At 63.7% G+C, this 23,455-nt stretch carries 21 protein-coding genes, 1 pseudogene and 2 riboswitches; of the genes and pseudogenes, 16 read left to right on the top strand and 6 right to left on the bottom strand.

Annotated elements, in window-relative coordinates; translation table 11 throughout:
* Window positions 1–16: 16 nt before the first annotated feature.
* From AABB87_RS23110 to cobA, 16 genes and pseudogenes are all read left to right on the top strand, one after another.
* Window positions 17–416 (top strand): annotated as a pseudogene (locus tag AABB87_RS23110) (transposase); the annotation flags it as partial.
* Window positions 417–650: 234 nt separating this feature from the next.
* Complete coding sequence (locus AABB87_RS15775; RefSeq protein WP_341972139.1) at window positions 651–2,528, top strand: bifunctional diguanylate cyclase/phosphodiesterase; 1,878 nt, start codon at window positions 651–653, stop codon at window positions 2,526–2,528.
* Window positions 2,529–2,792: 264 nt separating this feature from the next.
* Window positions 2,793–3,040, top strand: a riboswitch (cobalamin riboswitch).
* A 276-nt stretch (window positions 3,041–3,316) separates the two neighbouring features.
* Window positions 3,317–3,985: an energy-coupling factor ABC transporter permease gene (locus AABB87_RS15770; protein WP_341972138.1), complete on the top strand. Its 669-nt coding sequence runs from the start codon at window positions 3,317–3,319 to the stop codon at window positions 3,983–3,985.
* Window positions 3,982–4,809, top strand: coding sequence for a precorrin-4 C(11)-methyltransferase (gene cobM, locus AABB87_RS15765; protein ID WP_341972137.1), 828 nt, complete (start codon window positions 3,982–3,984; stop codon window positions 4,807–4,809). Before AABB87_RS15770 ends, cobM begins: the two co-directional genes overlap by 4 nt.
* Entirely contained in the window at window positions 4,806–5,810 is a 1,005-nt protein-coding gene (locus tag AABB87_RS15760; protein ID WP_341972136.1) for a sirohydrochlorin chelatase, read from the top strand. Before cobM ends, AABB87_RS15760 begins: the two co-directional genes overlap by 4 nt.
* Window positions 5,807–6,511, top strand: a complete 705-nt coding sequence (locus AABB87_RS15755) for a precorrin-8X methylmutase (protein WP_445944879.1) — start codon at window positions 5,807–5,809, stop codon at window positions 6,509–6,511. Before AABB87_RS15760 ends, AABB87_RS15755 begins: the two co-directional genes overlap by 4 nt.
* Complete coding sequence (locus AABB87_RS15750) at window positions 6,508–7,608, top strand: cobalt-precorrin-5B (C(1))-methyltransferase (protein ID WP_341972135.1); 1,101 nt, start codon at window positions 6,508–6,510, stop codon at window positions 7,606–7,608. Before AABB87_RS15755 ends, AABB87_RS15750 begins: the two co-directional genes overlap by 4 nt.
* Window positions 7,609–7,630: 22 nt before the next feature.
* A complete protein-coding gene (gene cbiE, locus AABB87_RS15745) occupies window positions 7,631–8,983 on the top strand; it encodes a precorrin-6y C5,15-methyltransferase (decarboxylating) subunit CbiE (RefSeq protein ID WP_341972134.1) in 1,353 nt (450 codons plus the stop codon).
* Window positions 8,980–9,795 carry a precorrin-2 C(20)-methyltransferase gene (gene cobI, locus AABB87_RS15740; protein ID WP_341972133.1) on the top strand — a complete coding sequence of 272 codons (816 nt, stop codon included), beginning with the start codon at window positions 8,980–8,982 and terminating at the stop codon, window positions 9,793–9,795. The genes cbiE and cobI overlap by 4 nt, the downstream gene beginning before the upstream one ends.
* A gap of 15 nt (window positions 9,796–9,810) precedes the next feature.
* A complete protein-coding gene (locus AABB87_RS15735; RefSeq protein ID WP_341972132.1) occupies window positions 9,811–10,548 on the top strand; it encodes a cobalamin biosynthesis central domain-containing protein in 738 nt (245 codons plus the stop codon).
* Complete coding sequence (locus tag AABB87_RS15730) at window positions 10,545–10,958, top strand: cobalamin biosynthesis protein (protein WP_341972131.1); 414 nt, start codon at window positions 10,545–10,547, stop codon at window positions 10,956–10,958. The genes AABB87_RS15735 and AABB87_RS15730 overlap by 4 nt, the downstream gene beginning before the upstream one ends.
* Window positions 10,959–10,962: 4 nt before the next feature.
* Window positions 10,963–11,967, top strand: coding sequence for a precorrin-3B C(17)-methyltransferase (gene cobJ / locus AABB87_RS15725; RefSeq protein WP_341972130.1), 1,005 nt, complete (start codon window positions 10,963–10,965; stop codon window positions 11,965–11,967).
* 9 nt (window positions 11,968–11,976) lie between these two features.
* A riboswitch (cobalamin riboswitch) is annotated at window positions 11,977–12,213 on the top strand.
* Between the two features lie 157 nt (window positions 12,214–12,370).
* Window positions 12,371–14,485 carry a TonB-dependent receptor gene (locus AABB87_RS15720; protein WP_341972129.1) on the top strand — a complete coding sequence of 705 codons (2,115 nt, stop codon included), beginning with the start codon at window positions 12,371–12,373 and terminating at the stop codon, window positions 14,483–14,485.
* A 10-nt stretch (window positions 14,486–14,495) separates the two neighbouring features.
* Entirely contained in the window at window positions 14,496–15,971 is a 1,476-nt protein-coding gene (locus tag AABB87_RS15715) for a PepSY domain-containing protein (RefSeq protein ID WP_341972128.1), read from the top strand.
* On the top strand, window positions 15,968–16,342 hold the full coding sequence (locus AABB87_RS15710) for a (2Fe-2S) ferredoxin domain-containing protein (protein WP_341972127.1): 375 nt from the start codon (window positions 15,968–15,970) through the stop codon (window positions 16,340–16,342). Before AABB87_RS15715 ends, AABB87_RS15710 begins: the two co-directional genes overlap by 4 nt.
* Window positions 16,339–17,079, top strand: coding sequence for a uroporphyrinogen-III C-methyltransferase (cobA, locus tag AABB87_RS15705; protein WP_341972126.1), 741 nt, complete (start codon window positions 16,339–16,341; stop codon window positions 17,077–17,079). The genes AABB87_RS15710 and cobA overlap by 4 nt, the downstream gene beginning before the upstream one ends.
* Window positions 17,080–17,632: 553 nt before the next feature.
* Here cobA and AABB87_RS15700 read toward each other — a convergent pair.
* From AABB87_RS15700 to AABB87_RS15675, 6 genes are all read right to left on the bottom strand, one after another.
* Window positions 17,633–18,541 carry an alpha/beta hydrolase gene (locus AABB87_RS15700; RefSeq protein ID WP_341972125.1) on the bottom strand — a complete coding sequence of 303 codons (909 nt, stop codon included), beginning with the start codon at window positions 18,539–18,541 and terminating at the stop codon, window positions 17,633–17,635.
* A gap of 174 nt (window positions 18,542–18,715) precedes the next feature.
* On the bottom strand, window positions 18,716–19,861 hold the full coding sequence (gene nagA, locus AABB87_RS15695; RefSeq protein ID WP_341972124.1) for an N-acetylglucosamine-6-phosphate deacetylase: 1,146 nt from the start codon (window positions 19,859–19,861) through the stop codon (window positions 18,716–18,718).
* A complete protein-coding gene (locus AABB87_RS15690; protein ID WP_341972371.1) occupies window positions 19,858–20,748 on the bottom strand; it encodes an ROK family protein in 891 nt (296 codons plus the stop codon). Before AABB87_RS15690 ends, nagA begins: the two co-directional genes overlap by 4 nt.
* Window positions 20,748–21,449, bottom strand: a complete 702-nt coding sequence (locus tag AABB87_RS15685; RefSeq protein ID WP_341972123.1) for an N-acetylmannosamine-6-phosphate 2-epimerase — start codon at window positions 21,447–21,449, stop codon at window positions 20,748–20,750. Before AABB87_RS15685 ends, AABB87_RS15690 begins: the two co-directional genes overlap by 1 nt.
* Entirely contained in the window at window positions 21,446–22,450 is a 1,005-nt protein-coding gene (locus AABB87_RS15680) for an ABC transporter ATP-binding protein (protein WP_341972122.1), read from the bottom strand. Before AABB87_RS15680 ends, AABB87_RS15685 begins: the two co-directional genes overlap by 4 nt.
* Window positions 22,447–23,436, bottom strand: coding sequence for an ABC transporter ATP-binding protein (locus tag AABB87_RS15675; RefSeq protein WP_341972121.1), 990 nt, complete (start codon window positions 23,434–23,436; stop codon window positions 22,447–22,449). The genes AABB87_RS15680 and AABB87_RS15675 overlap by 4 nt, the downstream gene beginning before the upstream one ends.
* Window positions 23,437–23,455 lie beyond the last annotated feature (19 nt).

Genomic DNA, 23,455 nt, shown 5'->3' with positions numbered 1-23,455 from the left:
ATCTGAGAGCTTGTTTGTGGTAGCAAGGCGGCAATTCATCCGGGGGTTCAAAGTGGAGGCGTTGAAGCTGGTCAAGGAGCGCATTGAGTCGATCACGCAGGCAGCGCGTGACTTGGACATTCACCAGACGATGCTGCGGACATGGATACCTGAGGTGGCAGCCGATCCGCAGCAGGCATTTCCAGGTAAAGGCATGATGAAGCCTGAGTAGTCCGAGATTGAGCGGCTTAAGAAGGAAGTGGCCAAACTCAAGATGGAGCGCGACATTTTGAAAGGTGCCGCGGCCTGCTTTGCAAAGGAGTCATTGCGATGTTCAAGTTCGTGGCGGAGCACCGGGGGGCTGGCCGGCGGTGGTGATTTGCGGGGCGCGCGGTGTCTCGCGCAGCGGCTCTTATGCCAGGCTGAAGAGGTCGCGAAGACCTGCTTTTAAGTCTGCAGTGGCCCCATGGAACCCCTTGAAGTTTGTCTAACTTCTTAGGGTCAGTTTAAAAAACTGGGCGATTCAAATTTTCGTTCGTACCCAGCCTGGTGACAGCTTAAAGTTTGGGCGTTTATGCCGAGTGGCGCCGCATAATGAAACGAGGAGCAAACCAAAGTGATTCTCGCCTCAGCAATCCGCGTTAAGAGTCCTTCTGCTAGATCGCGCTGACATGCCTGAAATTGAAAAGCTGAAAAGCAAGCGAGAGAGAACTCCAAGGCTCTTTGCCGCTGGGGCATGCATTCTCATCGGAGCTGTCGTAGGTACCATCTATTGGGCACTTCGTACTAGCTACGAAAGCTATAGCGACCGGGCAAACCAAGCTGCGCAGATACTGGCACAGATGGTTGGCCTGACCGTTGAAACTGAAATACGTCTGATTGACAACGCGTTGGTCACAGTTGTTCAAGCTCTAGAGCACGCATCTCGGTACGACAGAACTGGGCCAGAGGCGCTGAAGATGATCGTCTCGGACCAACTTCGCCTCGTGCCGCAGGTTGACGCGATAAGAGTTACAGATGAGAACGGGTTGGTGCTGAACACCGGGCAAACTGACGATGCTTCTGTGGCAGACCGGGACTATTTTGAGCAAGCGCGCCGTGCTCAAGGGGCGCTGGTGATCTCTGAGCCGCAACAGGGGCGTGTTATCCAGAAATGGGGCATGGTTTTGGCCAGAGCCATAATCTCTGCCGATGGTAAGTTTCTAGGCGTGGTCTATGCGGTCGTCTCTTCAGCGCATTTCGTTGACACCTTTGATGACGTCAAGATTGGACCTCGCGGAACGATTTCACTGCGGTCTGGGACGCTACGACTGATAGCCCGATACACCCCGGAGACCGCAAAACAGGAACTTGGACTCGGGGCTTCCAACATATCCTATGACTTGCGGACCGTTATTTCTCAGTCGCCTAACCGTGGCCTCGTAATTTCGAAGGCAGGCCTGGAAGGCTCCGAAACCGTGTCGGCTTACCAAAGAGTCAGTGGGCATCCCTTGCAGGTTCTTGTTGGAATCGATACTGACCACTATTTCGGGCCGTGGCGCAAGTCAGCTAGCCAGTTGACGGGCATTGGTGTTTTCATTGTCGTCCTTATCGTCACTGTGATTGCATTGTTGGGGCGTCGACAGAAGGAGTTGATTGCGTCGCAAGCGGCCCTCAATCAACTGGCGGCGGAGCAGCACCTCATGCTCGACAACGAATTGGTCGGCATCGCCAAGTTTCACCGCCGAGTGTTCACATGGCACAACCGAGCTTTGGCCGCCATCTTCGGCTACGCGCCCGAGGAACTTGTCGGTCAGTCGGTTCGGCTGCTGTATCTGGATGACTCAGCATATGAGTTGGTTGGTGAGACTTACCCGCGGCTAGCGCTTGGTGAGAGGGCCCGCCTGGAGCTGCCTATGCGGCGCAAAGATGGGAGTACCGTGTGGATCGACCTCAGCGGAGTACAACTGCCTGACGGCCTCTCAATGTGGGTCATGGTTGATATCTCCAGTGTGAGAGCGCGCGAAGTCCAAGCGACACATCTTGCAAAGCACGACTCTCTGACTGGACTCGCCAATCGATCCACGCTAGACGCACTTCTTGGTGCAGCAATTGTTCAGGCGAAGGGTGCAGCGACGCGATTGGCGGTCGTATTCATTGATCTCGACGGATTTAAGGCGATCAATGACGCATGGGGGCATGAGGCAGGTGATCGGCTGCTTGTAGAAGTCTCTCGCCGTATTCAACATTGCATAAGAAGCGGTGATGTCGCGGCTAGGCTGGGCGGCGATGAGTTTGTTGTTCTGCTTTCAGAATTGGAGGGCCCCAGGCAAGTCGAGCAGGTTGTTTCACGGATGCTGGATGCAATTGCAGAACCGGTTCTTTTGGCTTCTGGGCAAAAGGTCAGTGTTGGGGCCAGCGCGGGCGTTTCACTGTTTCCGGACAACGGCACATCCAAAGATTGCTTACTCAACAGCGCTGACCGTGCCATGTACTTTGCAAAACGCAAAGGCAAGGGGCGAATGGAATTCACGTCCGACCAGGCTGAGAGTGTCACCATTTCAAATTGATCGAGGACAGCGTTTCAAGCTGATGCCGGACACTCCGAGAGTGCGCACAACTGACTTTAACCGTGGGCATGCTGACCGACTTTTCGGTCTCGCACGCCCACACCCAGGATTCGCATTCGCCACCCTCGCCAGCCAAAAAACACTTAACGACCTTGGGCTTGCACTTTTATTCATACTTCTCCTTGGGACCCCTTGAAGTTTTCCCAACTTTCTGGGCGTCGTGCAGCCCCCGGAAGTGATTCATGTTGCAAGCTGTGTAAATGCATTACCATTAGGACCGTTGGTGCTTGCTTCGCCTACTCAAGGCGCGCAGTTAAACGGGAATTGGCAAGGTGAGTCTCCGCATGGAGTGTTCTCCGAAAGTCAAGCTGCCCCCGCAACGGTAAGTGGAAGAGTGCGAGCGCAAGCTGCGCCTCAGGCCTGTCGAAGTCCCACTGGATGGCTCAGCCGTCTGGGAAGGGGATAGGTTGATTTCCACGAGCCCGGATACCGGCCAACACAGCGAGTCGTGTGCATGCACGTGCTCATTCTGTGCATGACCTGCGGGGAAGCGGGTCGGCGCGTTTGGTCGGGCTCCATCATGTCCTCAATCATCCAGAACTAGCCCCTGGCTTGTCAGCTTTGCTGACCGGCTGCGCAGCCGCGTTGCTGCGAGTTTCTCATCCCTTTTTTTTTGGATCCATCTTCCCGGGTCTGGCTGCTGCATGGGCGAAGGCCTTGTAAGCGTCGGATTCATTGACAACTGCCGCCTCTTCGTTTTCAAGGGGGGGCGCAAGGAGTTTTGTTCCATGCATATCGAACCCGGCTTGATCGCCCCCGCCAAACTCTTGTTCGCGGCCGTTGCCGCCACCGCTGTCCTGGCTTGTTATGTGCCGCGCCTGCTTAAGCAGCCGGCGCTGGCCTTGCGCACCTTGTTGGCGGCGCTGTTTTTCTCGGTCTTCATGCAGATCTTCCATATGAAGGCGGGTCCGTCGGAGCTGCATTTCCTGGGCGCCATTCCGCTCTACCTGAGCTTTGGTTTTGTGCCCACGCTGCTGGGCCTAGCCCTGGGGCTGCTGCTGCAAGGTCTTGTGTTTGAGCCGCAAGATCTGGTGCATCTGGCCGTCAACTCCCTGTCGCTGATGCTGCCCTTGATGTTGATGCACTACGGTTTGGCTCGCCGTCTCGTGGGCAACAAGGACAAGCCCATCGGCGTGGCCACTTTGGTCAAGCTGGACACCGCGTTTTACAGTGGCGTCGTGGCCATGGTGGGCTTCTGGCTTGCCCTGGGCCAGACTCAAACCGCCTTCGCCGACTGGGCCAGTTTTGCCGTGGCCTATCTGCCCTGGTTGGTTGTTGAGCCTCTGTTCACGCTGGCGATTCTGTGGCTCTTGCGCCCGGCCGGTGCCCTGCGTCGTTATGCCCTGGCCCGTCTGTGCTTTGACTTCAGCTTCACTTCTCGAGCTACCCTGGCGTGAGCGAGCAGGGGGCAAGACCTGGCACCGTCTGGTTTGTTGGTGCCGGCCCGGGCGACCCGGATCTGATCACCGTCAAGGGCCGTGAGCTGATAGCGCGCGCCGGCGCCATTCTGTTCGCCGGTTCCCTGGTCGATGTGGCAGCCACGCGCTGGGCGCCGCCCGGCTGCGAGATCGCCGATTCCAAGGGCATGACGCTCGAGCAGATGTCGGCCTGGCTGATCGAGCGCGCCGCCAGGCATGAAACCGTGTTGCGCCTGCAGACGGGTGATCCAGCTCTGTACGGTGCGCTGATGGAACTGGTTCAGCCCCTGGATGCGGTCGGTGTGCCCTTGCGGGTGGTGCCTGGCGTGTCCTCAGCCATGGCCTCGGCGGCGGCGGCGGTGGAGACTTTCACCTTGCCGGAGCTGACTCAGAGCGTGATCTTCACCCGCGTCGAAGGGCGTACGCCCGTGCCGCCGGGCGAGGATCTGGCGGCCCTGGCCGCGCACCGTTGCACCCTGTGCATCTTTCTTTCCATCACCTTGCTGGGTAAGGTCACGGCCGAGTTGCTTGCCGCCGGCTGGGCCGAGGATGCGCCGATTCTGGTGGTGCACAAAGCCTCCTGGCCGGGTGAGCAGCAGATTGTTCGCGCCACTCTGGCCGATGTGAAGCAGCGCTGCCGCGACGCGGGCATCGTCAGCCAATCCATGATCATCGCGAGCCCCACCCTTGGCTCGCGCCACTGGCCGGAGTTGGCCAAGTCCAAGCTCTATGACTCCAGCTTCACCCACAAATTCCGCCGCGCCTCGGCGCTGCCGCAAACCGCTCAAGAAGAACAAACATGACGACTACAAATCTGCATGGCACGGAAACCGTGCTGCTGGTGGGCCACGGCTCCCGGGAGGCCGGGGCGAACGAGGAAATCGAGCGTTTTGCCGATGCCTGGCGCTCCCGCCAGCCCGGCTGGCGCGTCGAGGTCTGCTTCATCGAGTTCGCACCGGTTATGCTGCACGCCGGCCTGCGGCACGCCGCCCAGGGCGCCCAGCGGGTGCTGGTGCTGCCGCTGATCCTCAACGCGGCCGGCCACGTCAAGATGGACATTCCGCAAGCGATTGACTCGGCTCGCCTGGATTGCCCCGATACACGGTTTCTGTATGCCCCGCATCTGAGCGCCTGCGATCCCATTCTGGCCCTGCTCAAGCGCCGCCTGCGCCAGGCCATGATGAGCTTGGATATGCCCGATCCGCACAGCACCGGCGTCGTGCTGCTGGGCCGCGGCGCCTCGGACCGCCAGGCCAATGGTGATGTGGCCAAGATGGCGCGCTGGCTGCATGAGGAGGGCGACCACGAGTTGGTGGACATCGCCTTCACCGGCATCACCTTCCCGCGCTTGGAGCGAGTGGTGCAGCGCCAGTCCTTGCAGATGATGAGCCAGGTGGTGGTGCTGCCTTACTACCTCTTCAGCGGTACCTTGATCAGTCGCATCCAGCGTCAGGTCGAGCATCTGCGCCAGCAATACCCGCAGATCCGCTTCGCCCTGGGCGACTACTTTGGTGCTGAGAAAGAGATATTCGAGCTGCTGGAACAACGTGCGCAAGACTTGCGCAATGAAGCACCGGCCGCCCTGATGCCTTGCGACGGTTGCAAATACCGCGAGATAGCCATCACCCTGGGCCATGGCGGACACCACCATGGCCAGGAGGTGTATACGCATGATCACAACCATGGGCATTCGCATGACCATGCACACGATCACCCGCACCCGCACCCGCACCCGCACCCGCACCCGCACGCCCACGCCCACGCCCACCCGCATGCCCACCCGCATGAGCATGCCCCGGCATGAGCGCCGTCCTGCCTAATCTCAACACCATCACCGAGCAGCTGACCGCCGCTGGGCGGGCCATCGAGCATGACTCGTTTGCGGTGATCGACCGCGAAGTCGGCCCGCACGCCTATGACGCCCAGCAATGGCCGGTGGTGCGTCGCATGATCCACGCCAATGCAGACTTTGACTTCAACGGCCTGACTGACTTTCACCCCGAGGCGGTGGCGGCCGGTGTAGCCGCTATCTGCAGCCGTGCCAGCCGGGTGGTCGCCGATGTAGAGATGATTTGCGTGGGCCTCTCGCGTCCACGGCTGAGCCACTTCGGCATCGTCGGTTATCAGTTCATCAGCGATGCGGATGTGATTGAACGCGCAACCATCGAGGGCACGACCCGCGCTGTTCAAGCCATGCGCAAAGCCCATGTCCATGGTCTGTTGAATGGCGCCATCGTGGGCATAGGCAATGCGCCCACGGCTTTGATCGAGCTGGTGCGCCTGGTCCGCGAAGAGGGGGCCAAACCCGCGCTGGTGGTAGGCATGCCGGTGGGCTTTGTCTCGGCGGCGGAGAGCAAGGATTTGATGGCCGAGCTGAGCGAGGTGCCGTGGATCATCATTCGTGGTCGCAAGGGCGGCTCCACGCTGGTGGTGGCGGCCATCCACGCCTTGCTGGGTCTGGCCGAAGCGGCTGAGCAGGCAGAGAAGGGCTTGCACCGTTCATGATGGACAAGACCGTCAAGCGCGGAACGCGCACCGGCTTCACCACCGGTGCTTGCTCGGCTGCAGCCGCACGCGCCGCCGTGCTGGGCCTGCTGAATGGCCGTGTGCCTGAGTTGGTGGAATGCCTGCTGCCCAATGGCCAGCGGGTGAGTTTTGCGGTCAATGACGGGGCTTGTGATTTGCACCAAGCCCACGCCATGGTCATCAAAGACGCGGGCGACGACCCTGACTGCACCGACAAAGCCCATCTCACCGCCGATGTGCGGGTGTGCCACGAGTTGCAGGGTCAGGTCTTGCTGCTGGGCGGCGAGGGCGTGGGCACGGTCACCATGCCGGGCTTGGGCCTGGCCGTGGGCGGGCCGGCGATCAACCCGGTGCCGCGCCAGAACATCGAAGACAACGTGCGCGAGGTGGGGGCCGCCTTGCTGGATGAGGTGGGTCTGGAGGTGACGATTTCGGTGCCGCAAGGACTGGAGATGTCCAGGAAGACGCTCAATGCGCGCTTAGGCATCCTGGGTGGTATCTCCATCCTCGGCACCACGGGCATCGTCAAGCCTTACTCCACCGCGGCCTACCGGGCCAGTGTGGTGCAGGGCGTGCAGGTGGCTGGAACGACAGGTGCGGGCATGGTGGCCCTGACGACCGGCGGGCGCACCGAGAAGTTTTTGATGGAGCAGTTTCCTGAGCTGCCGCAAGCCTGTTTTGTGCAGATGGGTGATTTCTTGCGATACGCCTTGGATGCGGCCGTCAAGGCCAAGCTCCCGCATGTGGTGATCGGCGGCATGGTGGGCAAGCTGACCAAGATCGCCCAGGGCGAGACGATCACCCATGCCGGTCGCGCCGAGGTGGACACCGGCTTGCTGGCGGATTTGTGCGCCGGCATCGGCGTGCCGCCCGAGGTCTGCGAAGACATCCGCAACGCCGAGACGGCGCGCTATGCCAGCGAACGCGTCGAGGCCTTGGGCCTGGTGCTGGAGTTCCACCAAGCCCTGGCCGAGAAGGTGGTGCAGACCGTGCTGGGTCGCTACCCCGGGCGCTTCCGCCTGACCGTGTTGGTGTGCGACTTTGATGGTCGCAAGCTGGCCGAGGCGCAGTGCTAATAGAGAAAGACCAGGAAGAGCCATGGATACAACACAAGAAGAAGTGATCGACGGGGAAGACTTGAGCTACGAAGGCCAGCGCTTCACCCGCGGGCCGCGTTGCCGCGTCATCGGCGTGCTGGATGACGGGGTGGCCAGTCTCAGCGGCGTGGCCCTGGGCCACTTGCGCGAGGCTGAGTGCGTCATCGGTGCTCGTCGCACTTTGACGTTGCTGGAATCACAAATCGCGCCCACGGCTGAGCGTCTGGATCTGGGCGTGGGCCTGAGCCAGGTGCCCGACTGGGTTCGGCAGGCGCAGAGCGTGGGCAAGCGCTGCGTGGTTCTGGCTACGGGCGACCCGCTCTTCTTCGGCATCGCCAGCTATCTGGCGGCGCGTCTGTGCGTGGACGCGCTGGAGGTGCTGCCCAATTTGAGTGCCGTGCAGATCGCTTGCGCTCGCTTAGGGCTCCCTTGGCAGTCCATCAAGCTTTGCTCTATCCATGCCCGTGATGCGGGCGAATGGCGGGTTGGCGCCCAGGCCTCGCACGGCCTGTACGAGCTGATGCAGACGCTGCGCTCGCATGAACGCGTGGCCGTGCTGACCAGCCCGGACAACAGCCCCGATCGCATCGCCCGCATGCTGCTGCTTGAGGGCCTGGGCGAAGAGTTTCAGATCGCGGTGGCTGAGTCCCTCCTCCAGCCTGGTGAGCGGGTGCGTGCCGAATTGAGCGCGGCCGAGGTGGCGCAGATGCGCTTTGCCGAGCTGAACATCGTGCTACTCCTGCGCCTCAAGCCGCGGCCCCGGCCGGTCTTGCTGGGTTTGGCGGACAGCACATTCGAGCAACGCCAGCCCGAGAAGGGCTTGATCACCAAGCAAGAGGTGCGAGCCGTGTCCTTGGCTCGCATGCAGTTGCGTTTGAACAGCATCATCTGGGACATCGGCGCCGGTTCCGGCTCGGTGGGTTTAGAGGCCGCGCGCCTGTGCTCCGAAGGTCATGTCTATGCCATCGAGAAGAACGCCGAGGACTTCGCCATTGCCGGGCGCAATCACCGGGCCATGGCGCTGTCCAACTACAGCTTGCAGCAGGGCAAGGCGCCTGCTGGGCTGGAGGATTGGCCGGATCCGGACGCAGTCTTCATCGGCGGCTCCGGCGGCGAGCTGGCCCAGCTGATCGAGCTGATCCTGTGCCGACTCAAGCCTCAGGGCATGCTGGTGATGAATTTCGTCACCATCGAAAACCTGGCCGCGGCGGTCGAGGCCTTGAATGCGGCCGGCGTGCAATGGGATGTCTTGCAGCTGCAGGCTTCGCGCAGCAAACCCATCCTGCATATGCATCGCATGGCGGCGGAAAACCCGGTGTGGATTGTCTGCGCACAGGCGGTGGTTGAACCATGAGCGCGCCGACTTGCCGTTTGATGGGACGATTGATCGGTGTCTCGCTAGGCCCCGGCGCTGCCGATCTGATCACTCGCCGGGCCTGGGACCAGTTGCAGCGTGCCGAGCCGCTGTGGACCTACCCGCTGCGTTCGCTCAAGACCGAAAGCTATGCCCTGGCCATCGCTCAGCGAAGTGGTCTGGCGCTGCCGGCCGACGCCCAGGCCCTGGTCTTCCCGATGACGCATGACGCCGAAAAGCTGGCCCGCGCCTGGCTGCGCGCCGCCACTCAAGTCTTGCCGGTGCTGCAAAGCGGGCGCGATGTGCTCTTCCTGGTCGAGGGCGATGCCTCCACCTACGCCACCTTCGGCCATCTGGAACGCACGCTGCGTGGCTTGGCACCTGAGTTGCAGGTCGAGATCATTCCCGGCATAACTAGCTTTCACGCCTCGTGCGCGCGCTTGCAGATTCCCTTCTCCGAGCAAGACGACACCGTGGCCATCGTGCCCGCGGCCTACGGGGTGGAGATGGTGGAACGTCTGCTGGACGACTTCGACACCCTGGTCCTGATGAAGGTCAAACCCTTGATCGATGAGCTGATCGATCTGCTGGAACGCCGCCAACTGCTGGAAAAAGGCTGCTTTGTTGAAAAGGCCGGTGCGCCGGAGGAGCGGGTGCTGCGCGGGGCGGAGCTGCTGAGCCTGCGCGGAAGCAAGGTCAATTACCTCTCTCTCCTTCTGGTGAAGAACGATCAGCGCCAACGCGGAGAGCGGATCAAGGGCTGCAAGAAGAAGTCTGCGCCCCAGTCCAACAACACGGAGGACGGGTCCTGACCCGCCCACAAGAATATGAGCATCACAAAACCCCGTACCGTCCTCGTCGCCATCACCAAACATGGGGCCGCTCAAGTGGCCAAGCTGGCGGCCCAGCTGCCAGCCGCCGAGCTCTGCGTCTCGGCCAAATTTTCAGCCCAGATGGAGGGGCTGGCGAACCCCTTGCAGGTCTACGACGGCGCCTTCAAGGACGAGATCGCGGGCCTGTTCGAGCGCTTCGATCAGATTGTTTTCTTCGTCTCCCTGGGCGCCGTTGTGCGCCTGATCGCCCCACACCTGAAAAGCAAGGATGAGGACCCCGGTGTGGTGGTGGTGGACGATGCTGGCGAGTTCGTCATCCCGGTGCTGTCCGGCCATGTGGGCGGGGCCAACGCCATGGCGCTGGAGATCGCTGCACTCTTGGAGGCCACTCCCGTTCTGACCACGGCCTCCGATGTGGGCAAGACCATTCCAGTCGACATCCTGGGCCGCGAGCTGGGTTGGACGGTGGAAGCCCCCAAGATCAATATCACCCGCGTTTCGGCCCATGTGGTGAACGAAGAGCCTATCGCGTTTGTGCAAGAGGCCGGCAGCCCGAACTGGTGGACCCGGCCCACGCCGCTGCCGGCCAATATCCACTGTTTCAAGCAGTTGGTGGATGTGGATCTGGCGCGTTACAAGGCCGTGCTCTGGGTGACCCACGCCGAAGTCAGTCCGGAGCTTTGGCAGCACATGCAGGAGCGCTTGGTGGTTTACCGGCCGCCACAGGCATGAAGCTCGGCACTCGCTTGACCCTGGGCCTGGGTTGCGACCGCGGCACGCCGCTGGAGACGCTCGCTCATGCGGTGGACCAGGCCCTGTCCAGTTTGGGCTGCTTGCCTGGCCAGGTCAGCGGTGCGGCCAGCATTGATCTGAAGGCCGATGAACAAGGCTTGCTGCGCCTAGCCGAGCAACGCGGCTGGCCGCTGCAGTTCTACAGCGCGGCCGCGCTGGAGGAGGTGACGGTGCCCAATCCGTCCGAGACGGTGAGGCGCTTCACAGGCAGCCCTTCAGTCAGCGAGGCCGCGGCCTTGTTGCTCGGGCAGGGCGGGCTGGGCGATTTGCTGTTGGAAAAATTCAAATACCAGGGCGCCGATGGCCGCAATGCCACCGTCTCGGTCGCCCTGGATCGACGAGAGGAATGAATCGATGACAGAACCACAGGAACCAAGCCTGGCCCAGGCTGGGAAGATCATGCTGGTGGGCATTGGCCCGGGCAGCGTGGAGCATATGACCCAGCGCGCCCGCGACGCGATTGCCGAGGCCGATGTGGTGATCGGTTATGTCACCTATATCAAGCTGGTGGCCGATCTGCTGGAAGGCAAGGAGATCATCCGCAAAAGCATGACGGAGGAACTGGACCGCGCCATCAGCGCCCTGGAGGCGGCCGAGTCCGGCAAGAAGGTGGCCCTGATTTCGTCCGGCGATGCGGGTGTCTACGGCATGGCCGGGCCGACCTACGAGGTGCTGTTCCAGGCCGGTTGGACGCCAGATCATGCTGTGCAAGTCGAAATCATCCCGGGCGCCAGTGCCATCAACAGCTGCGCTTCGCGCGTGGGTGCGCCGCTTACGCACGACTTTTGCTCCATCTCCTTGAGCGATCTGCTCACCCCCTGGCCGACGATTGCGCGTCGCCTGGATGCGGTGGCCTACGCGGACTTTGTGGTGGCGCTCTACAACCCCAAGAGCGGCCGCCGAACCCGCCAGATCGTTGAGGCCCAGCGCCTGTTTTTGCGCCACCGTCGGCCCGACACGCCCGTGGCCATCGTCAAGAGCGCTTACCGCAGGCGTGAACGCATCGAGTTCACCACGCTGGACCATATGGCCGAGGCCGACATCGGCATGCTCAGCACCGTGCTGATCGGCAATAGCAATACCTTTGTGCGCCACGGCTTGATGGTGACGCCGCGGGGTTATGCCAATAAATACGATCTGGAAGAGGGCGGCAGCACGCTGGCGGGCGAGAAGGCGGGGCGATCCCTAAGCACCGGCTTGCTGGGTTGGTTGGAGACTTTGCAGGCCGACTACGCCGCCGGTGCCAGCCTGGCGCAACTGGCGGCCCAGCATCGCCTGCCCGAGGCCTATATCCAGGCCACCTTGGATGAACCTTTGGAGCCCGCCGCTGCCGACGCGGCGGAGGAGGCCGAGGCCTAGTCAAGAAATTCCATTGAATCCTGCTCAGGTGCTCAGACCGCATGGTGTGAGTTAAACGGGAACGAGGTAGAGGCCGCGTGAATTCGCTGCCTCGCAAGCCTCGGCTGCCCCCGCAACGGTAGGCGAGTGTGGGTGCGTCAGGGGGTCTCCAAATGCGGGGGCGCCAGTCACTGGACTCTTGAGGTCTGGGAAGACGACGCATCAAGTCTCGCAAGCCCGGATACCGGCCAGAGCACAACTCCTGCGCGCCCCAAAAACGGGCGCTGCAGGCCATTAGCGGCGAGCCAAAAGCGGGGAGCGAAAGGCGTCGTATGTGGGCTGGCTGGGCGATTTCTTCGCTCCAGCATGTGGGCTTGCGTGCGTTCATCTTTCCAGGCTTGTGGCGCGCACTTTCTTCTTCAGCATGCAAGTTCAACACCACACCATTCAAGTTTCCGCCGCCATTTTGCTGACGGCCTCTTTGAGCACTCAGGCGCAAGCCAGTGCGCAGCCCGAGGCCGAGGCTCAGCGCCTGCAAACCGTGCAGATCGAGGCCAAAAGGGCCGAGGGCCAAGGCGCCCGGCAAAGCACCGCCTCGCGCCTGGGTCTCAGCGGCTTGGAGCTGCCCGCCAGCAGCGACATTGTCCTGATTGATCAACAAGCGCTGAAGGGCGTGACCGCCACGGCCGACCTGGTGCAACGCACCGTGGGCATGAGTTTTCAGGGCTCGCCCGGCTCGGGCTCGACCTTTCAAAGCCGAGGCTTCTCGGGCAATGACTCCATCGTTCAGGCCGAGGACGGCGTGCGCGTGCCCACCACCTCGGGTACCCAGTCCATGCCGCAAGATGGCTTCGGCTATGAGCGGGTGGAGGTCTTGCGGGGCCCGGCCTCGGTGCTGTTTGGCGATGGCGCGGTGGGCGGTGTGATCAATCTGCTGCGCAAGCAGCCACGCTTCGAGTTCGCGGCCAATGCGGAGGCGGGTGTGGGCAGCTTCGGCGCCTGGCGTGTGGGCTTGGGCCTGAATCAGCCCTTGAATTCTCAACTCGCCCTGCGCCTAGACGTGCTGGACAAGGGCGGCGAGGGCTTTGTGGCGCGCGGCGACTGGCGCCAACGCAAGCTGATGAGCACCCTGCGCTGGCAGGCCAGCCCCGATTTCTATTTGGACGCGATCCTGGACTTGCACCGCGACCGCAACAGCGCCTACTTCGGTACACCGCTGCGCGAGGGCCGCATCGATGCCCGTTTGCGGGAGCAGAACTACAACGTGGAGGATGCTTTCTGGCGGGTACAGCAGGACCGCGCGCGCCTGAAGGGCGTCTGGAGGCTGCCGTCGGACTGGCGTTTGGAGGGCGAGCTTCATCGCTTCACTATCGATCGCCAGTGGCGCAATTTGGAAGAGTACGCGCTGGCCGCAGATGGGCGCTCCGTCGACCGACTCGGTTACTTGGGCATTGCCCACCGCCTGCGCCAGGCCGGTGGTAGCCTGGAGCTGAAGGGGCGCAGCCAGTTGCAGGGCCGTGAGTTGGGCCTGGTGCTGGGCGTGCAAGGCCAGGGCCTGAACTTCACCCATATCAATGACGGCTACGAGTACGACACGACCAGTCGCGTGGCCCTGCTGAACCCGCAGCCCGGCCGCTATCTGCAGGAGGGGCCCTTGGTTCCACGTCAGGCCTCGCAAACACGCCAGTACTCCGCCTACGCCGAGGCCGCGCTGACGCTGGCGCCTGACTGGACCTTGCACGCCGGCCTGCGGGCCGATCGCATGAGCGTGGATCGCCAGGCTCTGCTACCCAGCCGACCCGATTGGAGCGCCAGCTTCCAGCCCACGACTTGGCGCTTGGGGCTGTTGCACGCACTGGATGCGGATCAGTCCGTTTACCTGAACACCGGTGTGGCGACCGACCCGGTGGCCAATATCGCCACCATCTCCAAGGGCAATGCCGATTGGCAGCTGAGCGCCGGCCGCCAGTGGGAGTTGGGTTACAAACGCGCCAGCAAGCAGTGGGACGCGACGGCGGCGCTGTACCAGATCAAGAAGGAGCGCCTGCTCACCAGCGTCAAGCTGCCCCGTCAGCAGGCCTACACGGTGCAGGGCGGCAGCTTGCTCTCAAGCGGCTTGGAACTGACGGCGCAACTGCGCCTGCCGGCCGGCTGGGCCTTGGACGGCAATATCAGCTGGAACCGCACGCGTTACGACAACGTGGTGCAAAGCGGCCTCGATCTGAGTGGAAATCAAGCGCCCTATGCCGCCAAGCAGATGGCCAATCTAGGCCTGAAGTGGGCTCGCTCAGACTTGGATGCGGGTGTGTTGCTGCGCGGCGTGAGTCCCCGCTTCACTAGCATCAACAACAGCATGCGTCTGCCCGGCTATGCGCTGCTGGATGCTTATTTGAACGTGCAGCTGGCGCCCAAGCTGAGCCTGGGTTTGTATGGCCGCAATCTGGCCGACACGGCCTATGCCACCAGCAGTTACAGCGGCTCGCAAGTGATGTTGGGCGAGCCCCGCAACTGGCAGCTCAGCGGTCAGCTGACCTTCTGAGGGGCCAGAGATGAAACGCTGGCTGCATCTGATCCACCGTTGGTTAGGGCTTGGCCTGGGTCTGTTGGTCTTGGCCTGGCTAGTTTCGGGCCTGGTGATGCTGTGGGTGCCGCGCCCGCAGCTGCAGGCGACCGAGGTCTTGCAAGCTCTCTCGCCGCTACCGACTCAGGGTTTGCTCGTGCCGGCCCAGGCCTTCGAGCGAGCAGGTTTGAGCGTGCCGGCCACCGGCGCGCGACTGAGCATGCGGGGCGAGGAGCCGGTCTGGCTGTTTCAGACCGGTGGGCCTGGCTGGCAGCCGGTTTCTGCGGTGTCGGGCCAGCGCCTGCCGCTCTTGCAAGAAGGGCAGGTGCTGGCCTTGGCGCGGACCCATGCGGCCGCGCTGGGAATTTCTGCGGCCAATCCCCGAGCCGAGCTGATTCAGCAAGACCAGTGGAGCATTTACGGCCGCTTCAATCCTTTGCGCCCGCTGTGGCGGGTCGCTTTGCAGGATGAAGCGGGCACCGAGCTCTATTACGCGCAGGCCAGCGGCGAGCTGGTTTTGGACACCTCGCGTTGGGAGCGCGGATGGAACTGGTTGGGCACGGTCACGCATTGGCTTTACTTCACGCCGCTGCGGGCATACGCCGGCCTGTGGCGGCAGCTGGTGTTGTGGAGCAGCGGCGTTGCGCTTTTGCTTTGCAGCCTCGGCTTAATTCTGGGACTGCAACGCCTGCGCCTGCGCGGCTATGCCAGCGGCAGCGTCTCGCCCTACCGTGGGCGCTGGCAGCGCTGGCACCATCTGCTGGGCCTGGGCGCGGGCGGGGTGCTGGCGGCCTGGCTGTTCAGCGGCTGGTTGTCCATGGACCCTTGGGGCTGGCCCTCCAGCAATCCCAAGGATCAGACGCAAGCGCCTTGGCAAGGGGAGAAACAGGCCTTACCCGCTGAGCTGCCGCGCTTGGATTTGCTGCCTGGCTTGAAGGAAATGGAATGGCAGCGCGTGCAAGGGCAGAGCTTTTGGCGCCTTAAGACCGAGCAGCAAAGCCTCTTGCTAGACGGCAGGGGTAAGGTCTTGGCCCATGGCTTGAGCGAGGCGCAACTCTTGGCGGCCCTGCAAGCCATGCATCCCCAGCAGCAAATCCGCAGCCATGACTGGCTGAGCGGCCCCGACCTTTACTACTACGGCCTGCGCCACCAAAGCCGCAGCTTCCCCGTGCTGCGTGCTTGCTTGGCCGACGCCGGCGCCACCTGCTACTACCTGGATCCGCAAGCCGCCCGCATCGCCCAGCGGGTCGATGACTACGGCCGCGCCGACCGCTGGCTGTTCAATGCCCTGCATCGCTGGGACTGGCCGCCGCTGCAGGCCATGTCCTGGCTCAGGGATGCCGTGGTGGTGGCTTGGAGTTTGGCGGCGGCCGGCTTGTGCCTGGCTGGCTGTGTGCTGGGCTGGCGCCGCCTGCGCCTTCAATCCGTTCGCAAAACAAACAAAGCAAAGGAAAGCAAGCCATGAGTATGGACAGTCCCAAGGCCGAGACGGAAATCGTCAAACCCAAAATCTCCAGTTACAAGCGTCATCTGCTGGTTTGCACCGGCCCGCGCTGCACCCAGGACGGCGAAGCCCAAGCCTTGTTTGATAGCCTGGGGGAAAAATTCAAGGCCGCCGGCCTGCACGAGGGGGAGTTGCGCGTCAAACGCAGCCGGGTCAGCTGCTTTGCCGCTTGCAAAGGTGGGCCGGTGATGTGTGTACAGCCCGACGGCATCTGGTACTTCAACGCCCGGGGCGAGAACCTGGACCGCATCATCACCGAGCATCTGCGTGACGGCCAGCCGGTGGCGGAGCTGGTGTTTCACCAAGGTCCCGGGCTGGAAGAGCAGCCATGAACGGGCGTGTGGACATCGTTGGCGCGGGACCTGGTGCCGCCGACCTACTGAGTCTTCGTGCCTTGCGCCGCATCCAGGCGGCCGAGGTGGTGGTGCATGACCGCCTGATCGACGTCGAGGTGATGGTCTTGCTGCCGCTGACTGCCCGCCGCATCGATGTGGGCAAAGCGGCCGGCCACCATGCCGTGCGCCAGGAGCAGATCCATGAAATCTTGATCGAGCAAGCGCGGGCGGGCAGACGGGTTCTGCGGCTCAAAGGCGGCGACCCCTTTGTCTTTGGCCGTGGCGGCGAGGAAGTTCAGGCTTTGCAGGCGGCCGGCATCGAGTGCGAGGTCGTGCCTGGTATCAGCGCGGCAAATGGCTGCGCTGCGGCAGCCGGTATACCGTTGACTCACCGAGGTTTGGCTAGCTCTTGTGTATTCCTATCCGGGCACTTAGCGGATGAGCTCACGCCGTTTGAGCAGCAATTGGACTGGCCAGCCCTGGCCCGAACGGGCCAAACGCGAGTTTTCTATATGGGCATGGAACGCCTTGCCGAGATCGCCCGGCAGCTGCAAGCTCATGGCCTGTCAGCCCAAACCCCTGCTGCGGTGGTGCAAGACGGCACCCGCAAGGGCCAGCAGGTGATCGCCCGGCCACTCGATCAACTGCTTGAGTTGGCTCCGGCCTATGGCCCCCGGCCCAGCCTGCTCATCATTGGAGAGACGGTCAGGCTGAGTCCATACTTCAAGGCATGAGGGAGTCACGGGAATCTATTGGATTGGTGTCCATGAAACCGGCAGTAGCCCTTAGCGCGTATGGCAACAACACTCATACCCGCGACCGAAATCAGCTATGAAACCCGAAAAATCGTTGTCCCTCGACGTTTGCCCGAAGACATCGCCTTGCGCGCGAATGGGTATTACGTAGTGGCAAGTTCTACATAGTGTCTTCGTGAAAGCGCATCCGCATCAAACTTTTCCATAACTCCGATGCTCATCGTAGTGGAATGTCCCTGACTTGTTGTGTGGGTCAGCCCGTTTAGAATCTGCGGCGGGCGCATGCGCTCCCTGCTTTTCCCTCCCTGAGCAGGTGCCCTCCCGTGATGACAGCGCGAGGGCTTTTGCTGCCCCGGCTCCATGCCGGGATTTTTTTCTCGGTGAGCGGCTTCAACCCTGTTGGACTTCAATGGGCTCCTGCTGTGGCCATCGTAAGCGCCCTAACACCAAGAGGCGGCGAATCGTGATCTGACTCGGGGCGCAAGATCTCGATAGGACCGACGCTTGGCGCGGGGCAGGCGGAGCCTTGTGGCTATGCGAATAACTCCGCCCTGAGGTAGGAAAACGTGGCGGCAAGCGCTTCAGGGCCGTGAAAGCCGTGCAGCATGCCGGCATTGAAGCGGTGGGTCACGGCGACGCCGGCGTCGCGCAGGCGCGCGGCGTAGGACTCGCCCTCGTCGCGCAGCGGATCGAACTCGCTGGTCGTGATGAAGGCCGGGGGCAGACCTTCTAGGCTGGTGGCCCGCAGCGGCGAGGCGAGCGGATGCTCGGCATCGGCGGGCGTGCGCAAGTAGTGCTGCCAGCACCAGGCCATGCCACTGCGCGTCAGCACATGGCCCTCGGCTAGGCGCAGGTAAGAGGGGGTGTCGAGATTGCAGTCGGTGACCGGCACGATCAACACCTGGCAGGCCAGCGGCGGCCCCGCGCGGTCCCGCGCCATCAGCGTGACCGCAGCCACCACATTGGCCCCGGCGCTGATGCCCATCAGGGCCAAGCGACCCGCATCGACATTGAGTGCTGCTGCGTTGTCCGCCACCCATTGGGCGGCCGTCAGCCCGTCCTCAGGGGCCGCCGGGAACTTGTGCTCGGGTGCATGACGGTAGTTGACCGAGACGACTACGCAGCCGACCTCCTTGGCCATCATGCGGCAGCTGGCATCTCCCGCATCAAGGTCGCCCACCACCCAACCGCCGCCATGGAAGAACAGGCACACCGGAAACGGCCCCGCCCCAGCCGGCGTGTAGATCCGGAGCGGGATTTCTCCGCCCGGCCCCGGGATGTGGCGATCAATGACGGCGGCGCAGTCCGGGCCCGCTGGCAGGCCCTGGATGAAGGCGCGTGATTGCGCCCGTGCGATTTCCGGTGAGAGTGACTCGACTGGATCCAGTCCGGCAGTGATGCGGCGCTGGATGTAGTCGGCGGCAAGGGGGTGCAGTGGCATGGTTGGTCCTGCTTTAGTGTGAACGCGTGAGCCGGGCTAGCGTGCGTGCTAGGTGGGATAGAAGCCGCACGCCACAGTTAGCGCATCGGCCAGCGGATGAAAACTCTAAATCGCAGCACAGCGCAGAGCGATTCATCGCGAGCGCCGTCGTGCTGCTATAGCCGGGCCTTGGTCTCAGGGCCTTGCTGTGTCAGCGCTTGCAGCGCTGATTTCAATCTCTTCTCCTTCAATCAAGACGCGCCGCAAGCGCAGATCGCGATCGAACACCACCACGTCGGCGGCGGCACCTGGCTGCAGGCGGCCGATTTGCGTCATGCCCAGATAGTCGGCGGCATAGGTCGACACGCGCCTTGCGGCGTCGTCGAGCGCCAGGCCGATGGCGACCAAGTTGCGCAGCGCCTGATCCATCGTCAGCGCGCTGCCGGCCAAGGTGTTGTCGGCCAGGCGCACACCACCCAGGCATTTGAAAACCCGGTAGCGGCCGAGCTGGTACTCGCCATCGGGCATGCCGGCGGCCGAGGTCGAGTCGGTGACGCAATAAGCGCAGGGGATGGCGCGCAGCGCCGCGCGAATGGCCCCGGGATGCAGGTGCAGCAGATCGGGGATCAGTTCGGCATGCTGTGCATGCGCCAGCGCTGCGCCAACCATGCCGGGCTCGCGATGGTGCAGGCCCGTCATCGCATTGAACAAGTGGGTGAAGCCGCGAGCGCCTTGCTCGAGTGCGGCAACGCCGTCGTCGTAGCTGCCTGCGCTGTGGCCGATCTGTACGATGAAGCCGGCCCGGTTCAGTTCGGCTATACGCGACTGATGGTCGTTGACCTCGGGGGCGAGCGTCAGAACCCGGATCGGCGCGAGCCGGCTCAGCGCTTGCAGTTGCTCGAGGTCCAGGGTGATCGCGAAAGCGGGCTGGGCACCGAGTTTGCCCGGGCTGATGTAAGGCCCCTCCAGGTGCACGCCCAGGACGCGCGCACCGCCACTTGGGCGGCGGACGCAGTGGGGGCTCAAGGCCCGCAGCGCAGCCTCGATCTCGGCGAAGGGTGCGGTCATGGTGGTGGCCAGCAGTGCCGTCGTGCCATGGCGGGCATGGCAGCGGGCCACCTGCGCGGCCGCGTCACCGCCTTGCATGATGTCGTGGCCGTCGCCGCCATGGACATGGCAATCGACAAAGCCTGGCAGCACGATCGCATCCGCTTCGCGCAACACGCGCTCGGTCGGGATCGGCGTGCCTTCAATGGCTTCGATGCGGCCCTGCGTATGCAGCAGGCGACCGTGCACAAAGCCCTGCGGTGTGAGGATGTGGCCTTCGATTGCTTGGCTCATGGCTGAACCTCCTGCGTCGCCGCCCAGGCCGCCACGCCCACCAAACCTGCGTCGCCGCCCAGCCGGGCCGGCACCACCTCGGCCGCACAAAGCGCCGGTTGGCGTTCCAGTGCGGCGCGAATGCGTGCCACCATGCCGGCGGCCAGGCCTACGCTGCCACCGACCACCACCGTTTGCAGATCGAGCTGGAGCTGGCTGCTGGCGATGCCGCTGGCCACGGCGGCCGCCGCGTGATCGAGCAGCGTGTTGGCGCGCGGCTCACCTTGAGCGGCCAGCTCGAAAAGCCGGGCCGCGTCCAGCGCCTCGCCGAACAAGACGCGCGACTGGCGCGCCAGGGCTGTGCCCGAAGCCACAGCTTCCAGGCAGCCGAGGCGGCCACAACCACAGCGTGCCGAGGCCTCGCCTTCGTCAAGGGGCGGCACCTCGATCGCCATATGGCCGAAGTGGCCGGCCAGCCCGCGCGGCCCGATGCGCAAGCGCCCGTCAAGCACAAGCCCGCCGCCCACTCCGGTGGACAGGGTCAAAAACAACAGGTCACGGCAATGGGTGTCGGGGCGCTGTAGATACTCGCCCCAGGCTGCCGCCTGTGCGTCGTTCAGCGCCGCCACCGGGCAGCCCAGCAGCTCGCGCAGGCGTGGCATCAGCGGGTAGTCCTGCCAGAAAGGAATCGTCGTGCGGTTGACACCACGAACTGACGTGCCATCGGTGTAACCCGTTAGCGCCACAGCAGCCCGCGTTGTTGCGCCGCGGCCGGACGCCAGGCTCTTGATGGCAGCCAGGAAATCCGGCTCGCTGGCCGGCATGGGTAGCTGCCGCCGATCAGTGCACACGCCGTCCACGATGGTGGCGGCGGCGATCTTGGTGCCTCCGATATCAAACGCGAGCATCACCGGGTCACTCCGCTCATGGCATCGGTAAACCAGCCGGTGATGTGTTCGATGCGCGTGATTGCTGAGCCCACGGTGACGCTGTAGGCGCCGCGCCGCATGGCTGAGGCGGCCTGCTCCGGGGTGCGCATGCGGCCCTCGGCAATCACCCGGCAGCCGGCGCGGGCCAGACGTTCCACCAGATCGAGGTCCGGCTCCGTGCCCGCGCGGTCGGCCGTCTCGGCCGTGTAGCCCGACATGGTGGTGCCGATGAACTCGCAGCCCAGCTGCCAAGCGGCCAGGCCGTCGGCTTCGGTGGCGCAATCGGCCATCGCCAGGCAACCGACATGCCGAGTCGCGGCGAGCAGGGCGGCGACGGACTCCGGCCGCTGGCGCGCCGTGGCATCGAAGGCGATGATGGCGGCGCCGGCTTCGGCCAGATCGCGCACATCTTGCGCGAAGGGGGTGATGCGAACCGGTGTATTGGCCAGGTCGCGCTTGACGATGCCGATCACCGGCACCGAAACGGCCGCGCAAACCGCACGCACCTGGGCCACGCCTTCGATGCGGAGTGCTGCAGCACCACCGTCCACGGCGGCAAGGGCCATCGCCACGATGATGTCGCTGCGGTCCATCGCGCTGCCAGGCAGTGCCTGGCAAGACACCACGAGGCGATGGTCAAGGGTGGCAATCAGAGCGGAGTGGGGTGATGAGGGTGTCATGGCGATTCGAGTGAGTCTGTTGGTTCGTACAGCCAGCACAGCACGCGGTGCCCTGGGCTGGTGTCAATGGCTGGGGGCTCTGTCACCGCGCAGCAGGGCAGGGCCTTGGCGCAGCGCGTGTGGAAGACGCATCCGGGGGGCGGCTTGAGCGGGCTGGGGATCTCGCCAGCCACCAGTGCCTCGTCGAGCATGCGCTGGGATGGATCGGCGAGGGGCGAGCTGCGCCAGAGCGCCTGGGTGTAGGGGTGCCGGCCGCCATCGGCCAGCGCGGCGTGCGGCGCCAACTCCATCAGCCGCCCCAGGTAGAGCACCAGCACGCGGTCGCAAAGCGTCTGCACCAGCGGCAGATCGTGCGAGATGAAGATGATCGAGAGCCCAAGGCGCTCGCGCAATTCCAGTAGCAGATTGGTGATCTGCGCCTTGACTGATGCGTCGAGCGCGGCGACGGCTTCATCGGCCACCAGCACCGTCGGCTTCAAGGCGAGTGCGCGGGCGATCACGACGCGCTGCTTCTGGCCGCCCGACAGCTCGTGCGGGTAGCGCGCCATGGCGCTGTCGGGGAGGCCGACCAGATCGAGCAGGCGGCGGATCTCGGTCAGCTGCTCAGCGCGCGTGCCGCGGCGATGCAGCTGCAGCGGTTCGCGCAGGCATTGCTCAATCGTCATGCGACCGTTCAAGGCGGAATTGGGGTCCTGGAAGACCATCTGCAACTCACAGCGCAGGGCCTTCAGTGCCGCGCCGCGGTAGTCGGCGAGGTCGTGCTGGCGAAAGCGTACCCGGCCCTGGCTGGGATCAAGCAAGCGCAGGGCCAGCTTGCCCAGCGTTGACTTGCCGCTGCCCGATTCGCCAACCACGCCAAGGATCTCGCCGCGCCGCAGCTCGAACGAGATGTCTTTCAGCGCGTGCAGCGGCCGGCTCTTGCTGAACAATCCTCCGCCGGTGGCGAACTGCATGCTGACGGCGTCGAAGCTCAGCATGGTCTCTGATTGATTGGGCATCATGCGGATTCCGGAAAGTGGCAGCGTGCCGGATGGGCGTCGCCGAGGTCCCAGTCGGGTGACCGCTGCGTGCACAGCGGCTGGACGCGCGGACAGCGGTTAGCAAAGCGGCAGGCCTTCGGCTCGCCGAAGACGACATCGATCTGGCCCGGTATGCCGAGCAATGCGCCGCGCCCACCGGGGCGCGGAATCGCCGCCAGCAGCCCTTGGGTGTAAGGGTGGCGCGGCCGCGCGAACAACTCAGTCGTCTCTGCGGTCTCCACCAACTGGCCGCCGTACATGACGGCGACACGGTCGGCGACCTGCGCCACCACGCCCATGTCATGGGTGATGAAGAGCACGCCCATGCCGACTTCCCGCTGCAATTGGCGGATGAGCCGCAGGATCTGCGCCTGTATCGTCACGTCCAGTGCGGTCGTGGGTTCGTCGGCGATCAGTAGCGCCGGTTTGCAGGCCAGCGCGATCGCGATCATGACGCGCTGGCGCATGCCGCCCGAGAGCAGGTGGGGGTACTGCTTCATGCGTAGCGCTGGATCGGACAGCCCCACCAGGGTCAGCAAGTCGAGCGCACGCCGCTGTGCCGCCGCCGCATTGGCGAGGCCGTGAATCTCCAGCGCCTCGGCCACTTGGTCGCCGATGCGCTTGAGCGGATTCAAGGAGGTCATGGGCTCTTGGAAGACCATGGCCAAGTGGCGCCCACGCACGTCCAGCATTTGCCGTTCGCTCAGCGCGAGCAGATCCATCGGGGCTTGGCCGTCGACCCGCAGCAAGGCTTTGCCGCTGACCTGGCCGCCGCGCAGCAGCCGCATCAGCGACATCGAGGTCACCGATTTGCCGCTACCTGACTCGCCGACCAGGGCCAGTGTTTCGCCGCGCCGTACGTCGAAGCTAAGGCGGTTCACCGCCAGCACTTCGCCGCTTGGCGTGCTGAAGCGGGTGCACAGATCCCGGACCTCGAGCACGGCTGCTGCGTCATTCAAGTCAAGCATGGCAAAACCTCAGCGATGC

It is taken from the genome of Roseateles sp. PN1 (genome assembly GCF_038419725.1).
Lineage (GTDB): Bacteria > Pseudomonadota > Gammaproteobacteria > Burkholderiales > Burkholderiaceae_C > Paucibacter_A.
Note: the sequence above shows the minus strand (reverse complement) of the source record. Positions and strands in the feature narration are given on the sequence as shown.

Excerpts from the sequence above, each read along its gene's own strand:
- AABB87_RS15720 (WP_341972129.1), top strand. The coding sequence starts at position 12,371 with ATGCAAGTTCAACACCACACCATTCAAGTTTCCGCCGCCATTTTGCTG.
- AABB87_RS15700 (WP_341972125.1), bottom strand. The coding sequence starts at position 18,541 with ATGCCACTGCACCCCCTTGCCGCCGACTACATCCAGCGCCGCATCACT.
- cobA (WP_341972126.1), top strand. The coding sequence starts at position 16,339 with ATGAACGGGCGTGTGGACATCGTTGGCGCGGGACCTGGTGCCGCCGAC.
- AABB87_RS15680 (WP_341972122.1), bottom strand. The coding sequence starts at position 22,450 with ATGATGCCCAATCAATCAGAGACCATGCTGAGCTTCGACGCCGTCAGC.
- cobJ (WP_341972130.1), top strand. The coding sequence starts at position 10,963 with ATGACAGAACCACAGGAACCAAGCCTGGCCCAGGCTGGGAAGATCATG.
- AABB87_RS15755 (WP_445944879.1), top strand. The coding sequence starts at position 5,807 with ATGAGCGCCGTCCTGCCTAATCTCAACACCATCACCGAGCAGCTGACC.
- AABB87_RS15710 (WP_341972127.1), top strand. The coding sequence starts at position 15,968 with ATGAGTATGGACAGTCCCAAGGCCGAGACGGAAATCGTCAAACCCAAA.
- AABB87_RS15760 (WP_341972136.1), top strand. The coding sequence starts at position 4,806 with ATGACGACTACAAATCTGCATGGCACGGAAACCGTGCTGCTGGTGGGC.
- AABB87_RS15730 (WP_341972131.1), top strand. The coding sequence starts at position 10,545 with ATGAAGCTCGGCACTCGCTTGACCCTGGGCCTGGGTTGCGACCGCGGC.
- AABB87_RS15775 (WP_341972139.1), top strand. The coding sequence starts at position 651 with ATGCCTGAAATTGAAAAGCTGAAAAGCAAGCGAGAGAGAACTCCAAGG.
- AABB87_RS15675 (WP_341972121.1), bottom strand. The coding sequence starts at position 23,436 with ATGCTTGACTTGAATGACGCAGCAGCCGTGCTCGAGGTCCGGGATCTG.
- cbiE (WP_341972134.1), top strand. The coding sequence starts at position 7,631 with ATGGATACAACACAAGAAGAAGTGATCGACGGGGAAGACTTGAGCTAC.
- AABB87_RS15690 (WP_341972371.1), bottom strand. The coding sequence starts at position 20,748 with ATGCTCGCGTTTGATATCGGAGGCACCAAGATCGCCGCCGCCACCATC.
- cobI (WP_341972133.1), top strand. The coding sequence starts at position 8,980 with ATGAGCGCGCCGACTTGCCGTTTGATGGGACGATTGATCGGTGTCTCG.
- AABB87_RS15770 (WP_341972138.1), top strand. The coding sequence starts at position 3,317 with ATGCATATCGAACCCGGCTTGATCGCCCCCGCCAAACTCTTGTTCGCG.
- AABB87_RS15685 (WP_341972123.1), bottom strand. The coding sequence starts at position 21,449 with ATGACACCCTCATCACCCCACTCCGCTCTGATTGCCACCCTTGACCAT.
- nagA (WP_341972124.1), bottom strand. The coding sequence starts at position 19,861 with ATGAGCCAAGCAATCGAAGGCCACATCCTCACACCGCAGGGCTTTGTG.
- AABB87_RS15750 (WP_341972135.1), top strand. The coding sequence starts at position 6,508 with ATGATGGACAAGACCGTCAAGCGCGGAACGCGCACCGGCTTCACCACC.
- AABB87_RS15735 (WP_341972132.1), top strand. The coding sequence starts at position 9,811 with ATGAGCATCACAAAACCCCGTACCGTCCTCGTCGCCATCACCAAACAT.
- AABB87_RS15715 (WP_341972128.1), top strand. The coding sequence starts at position 14,496 with ATGAAACGCTGGCTGCATCTGATCCACCGTTGGTTAGGGCTTGGCCTG.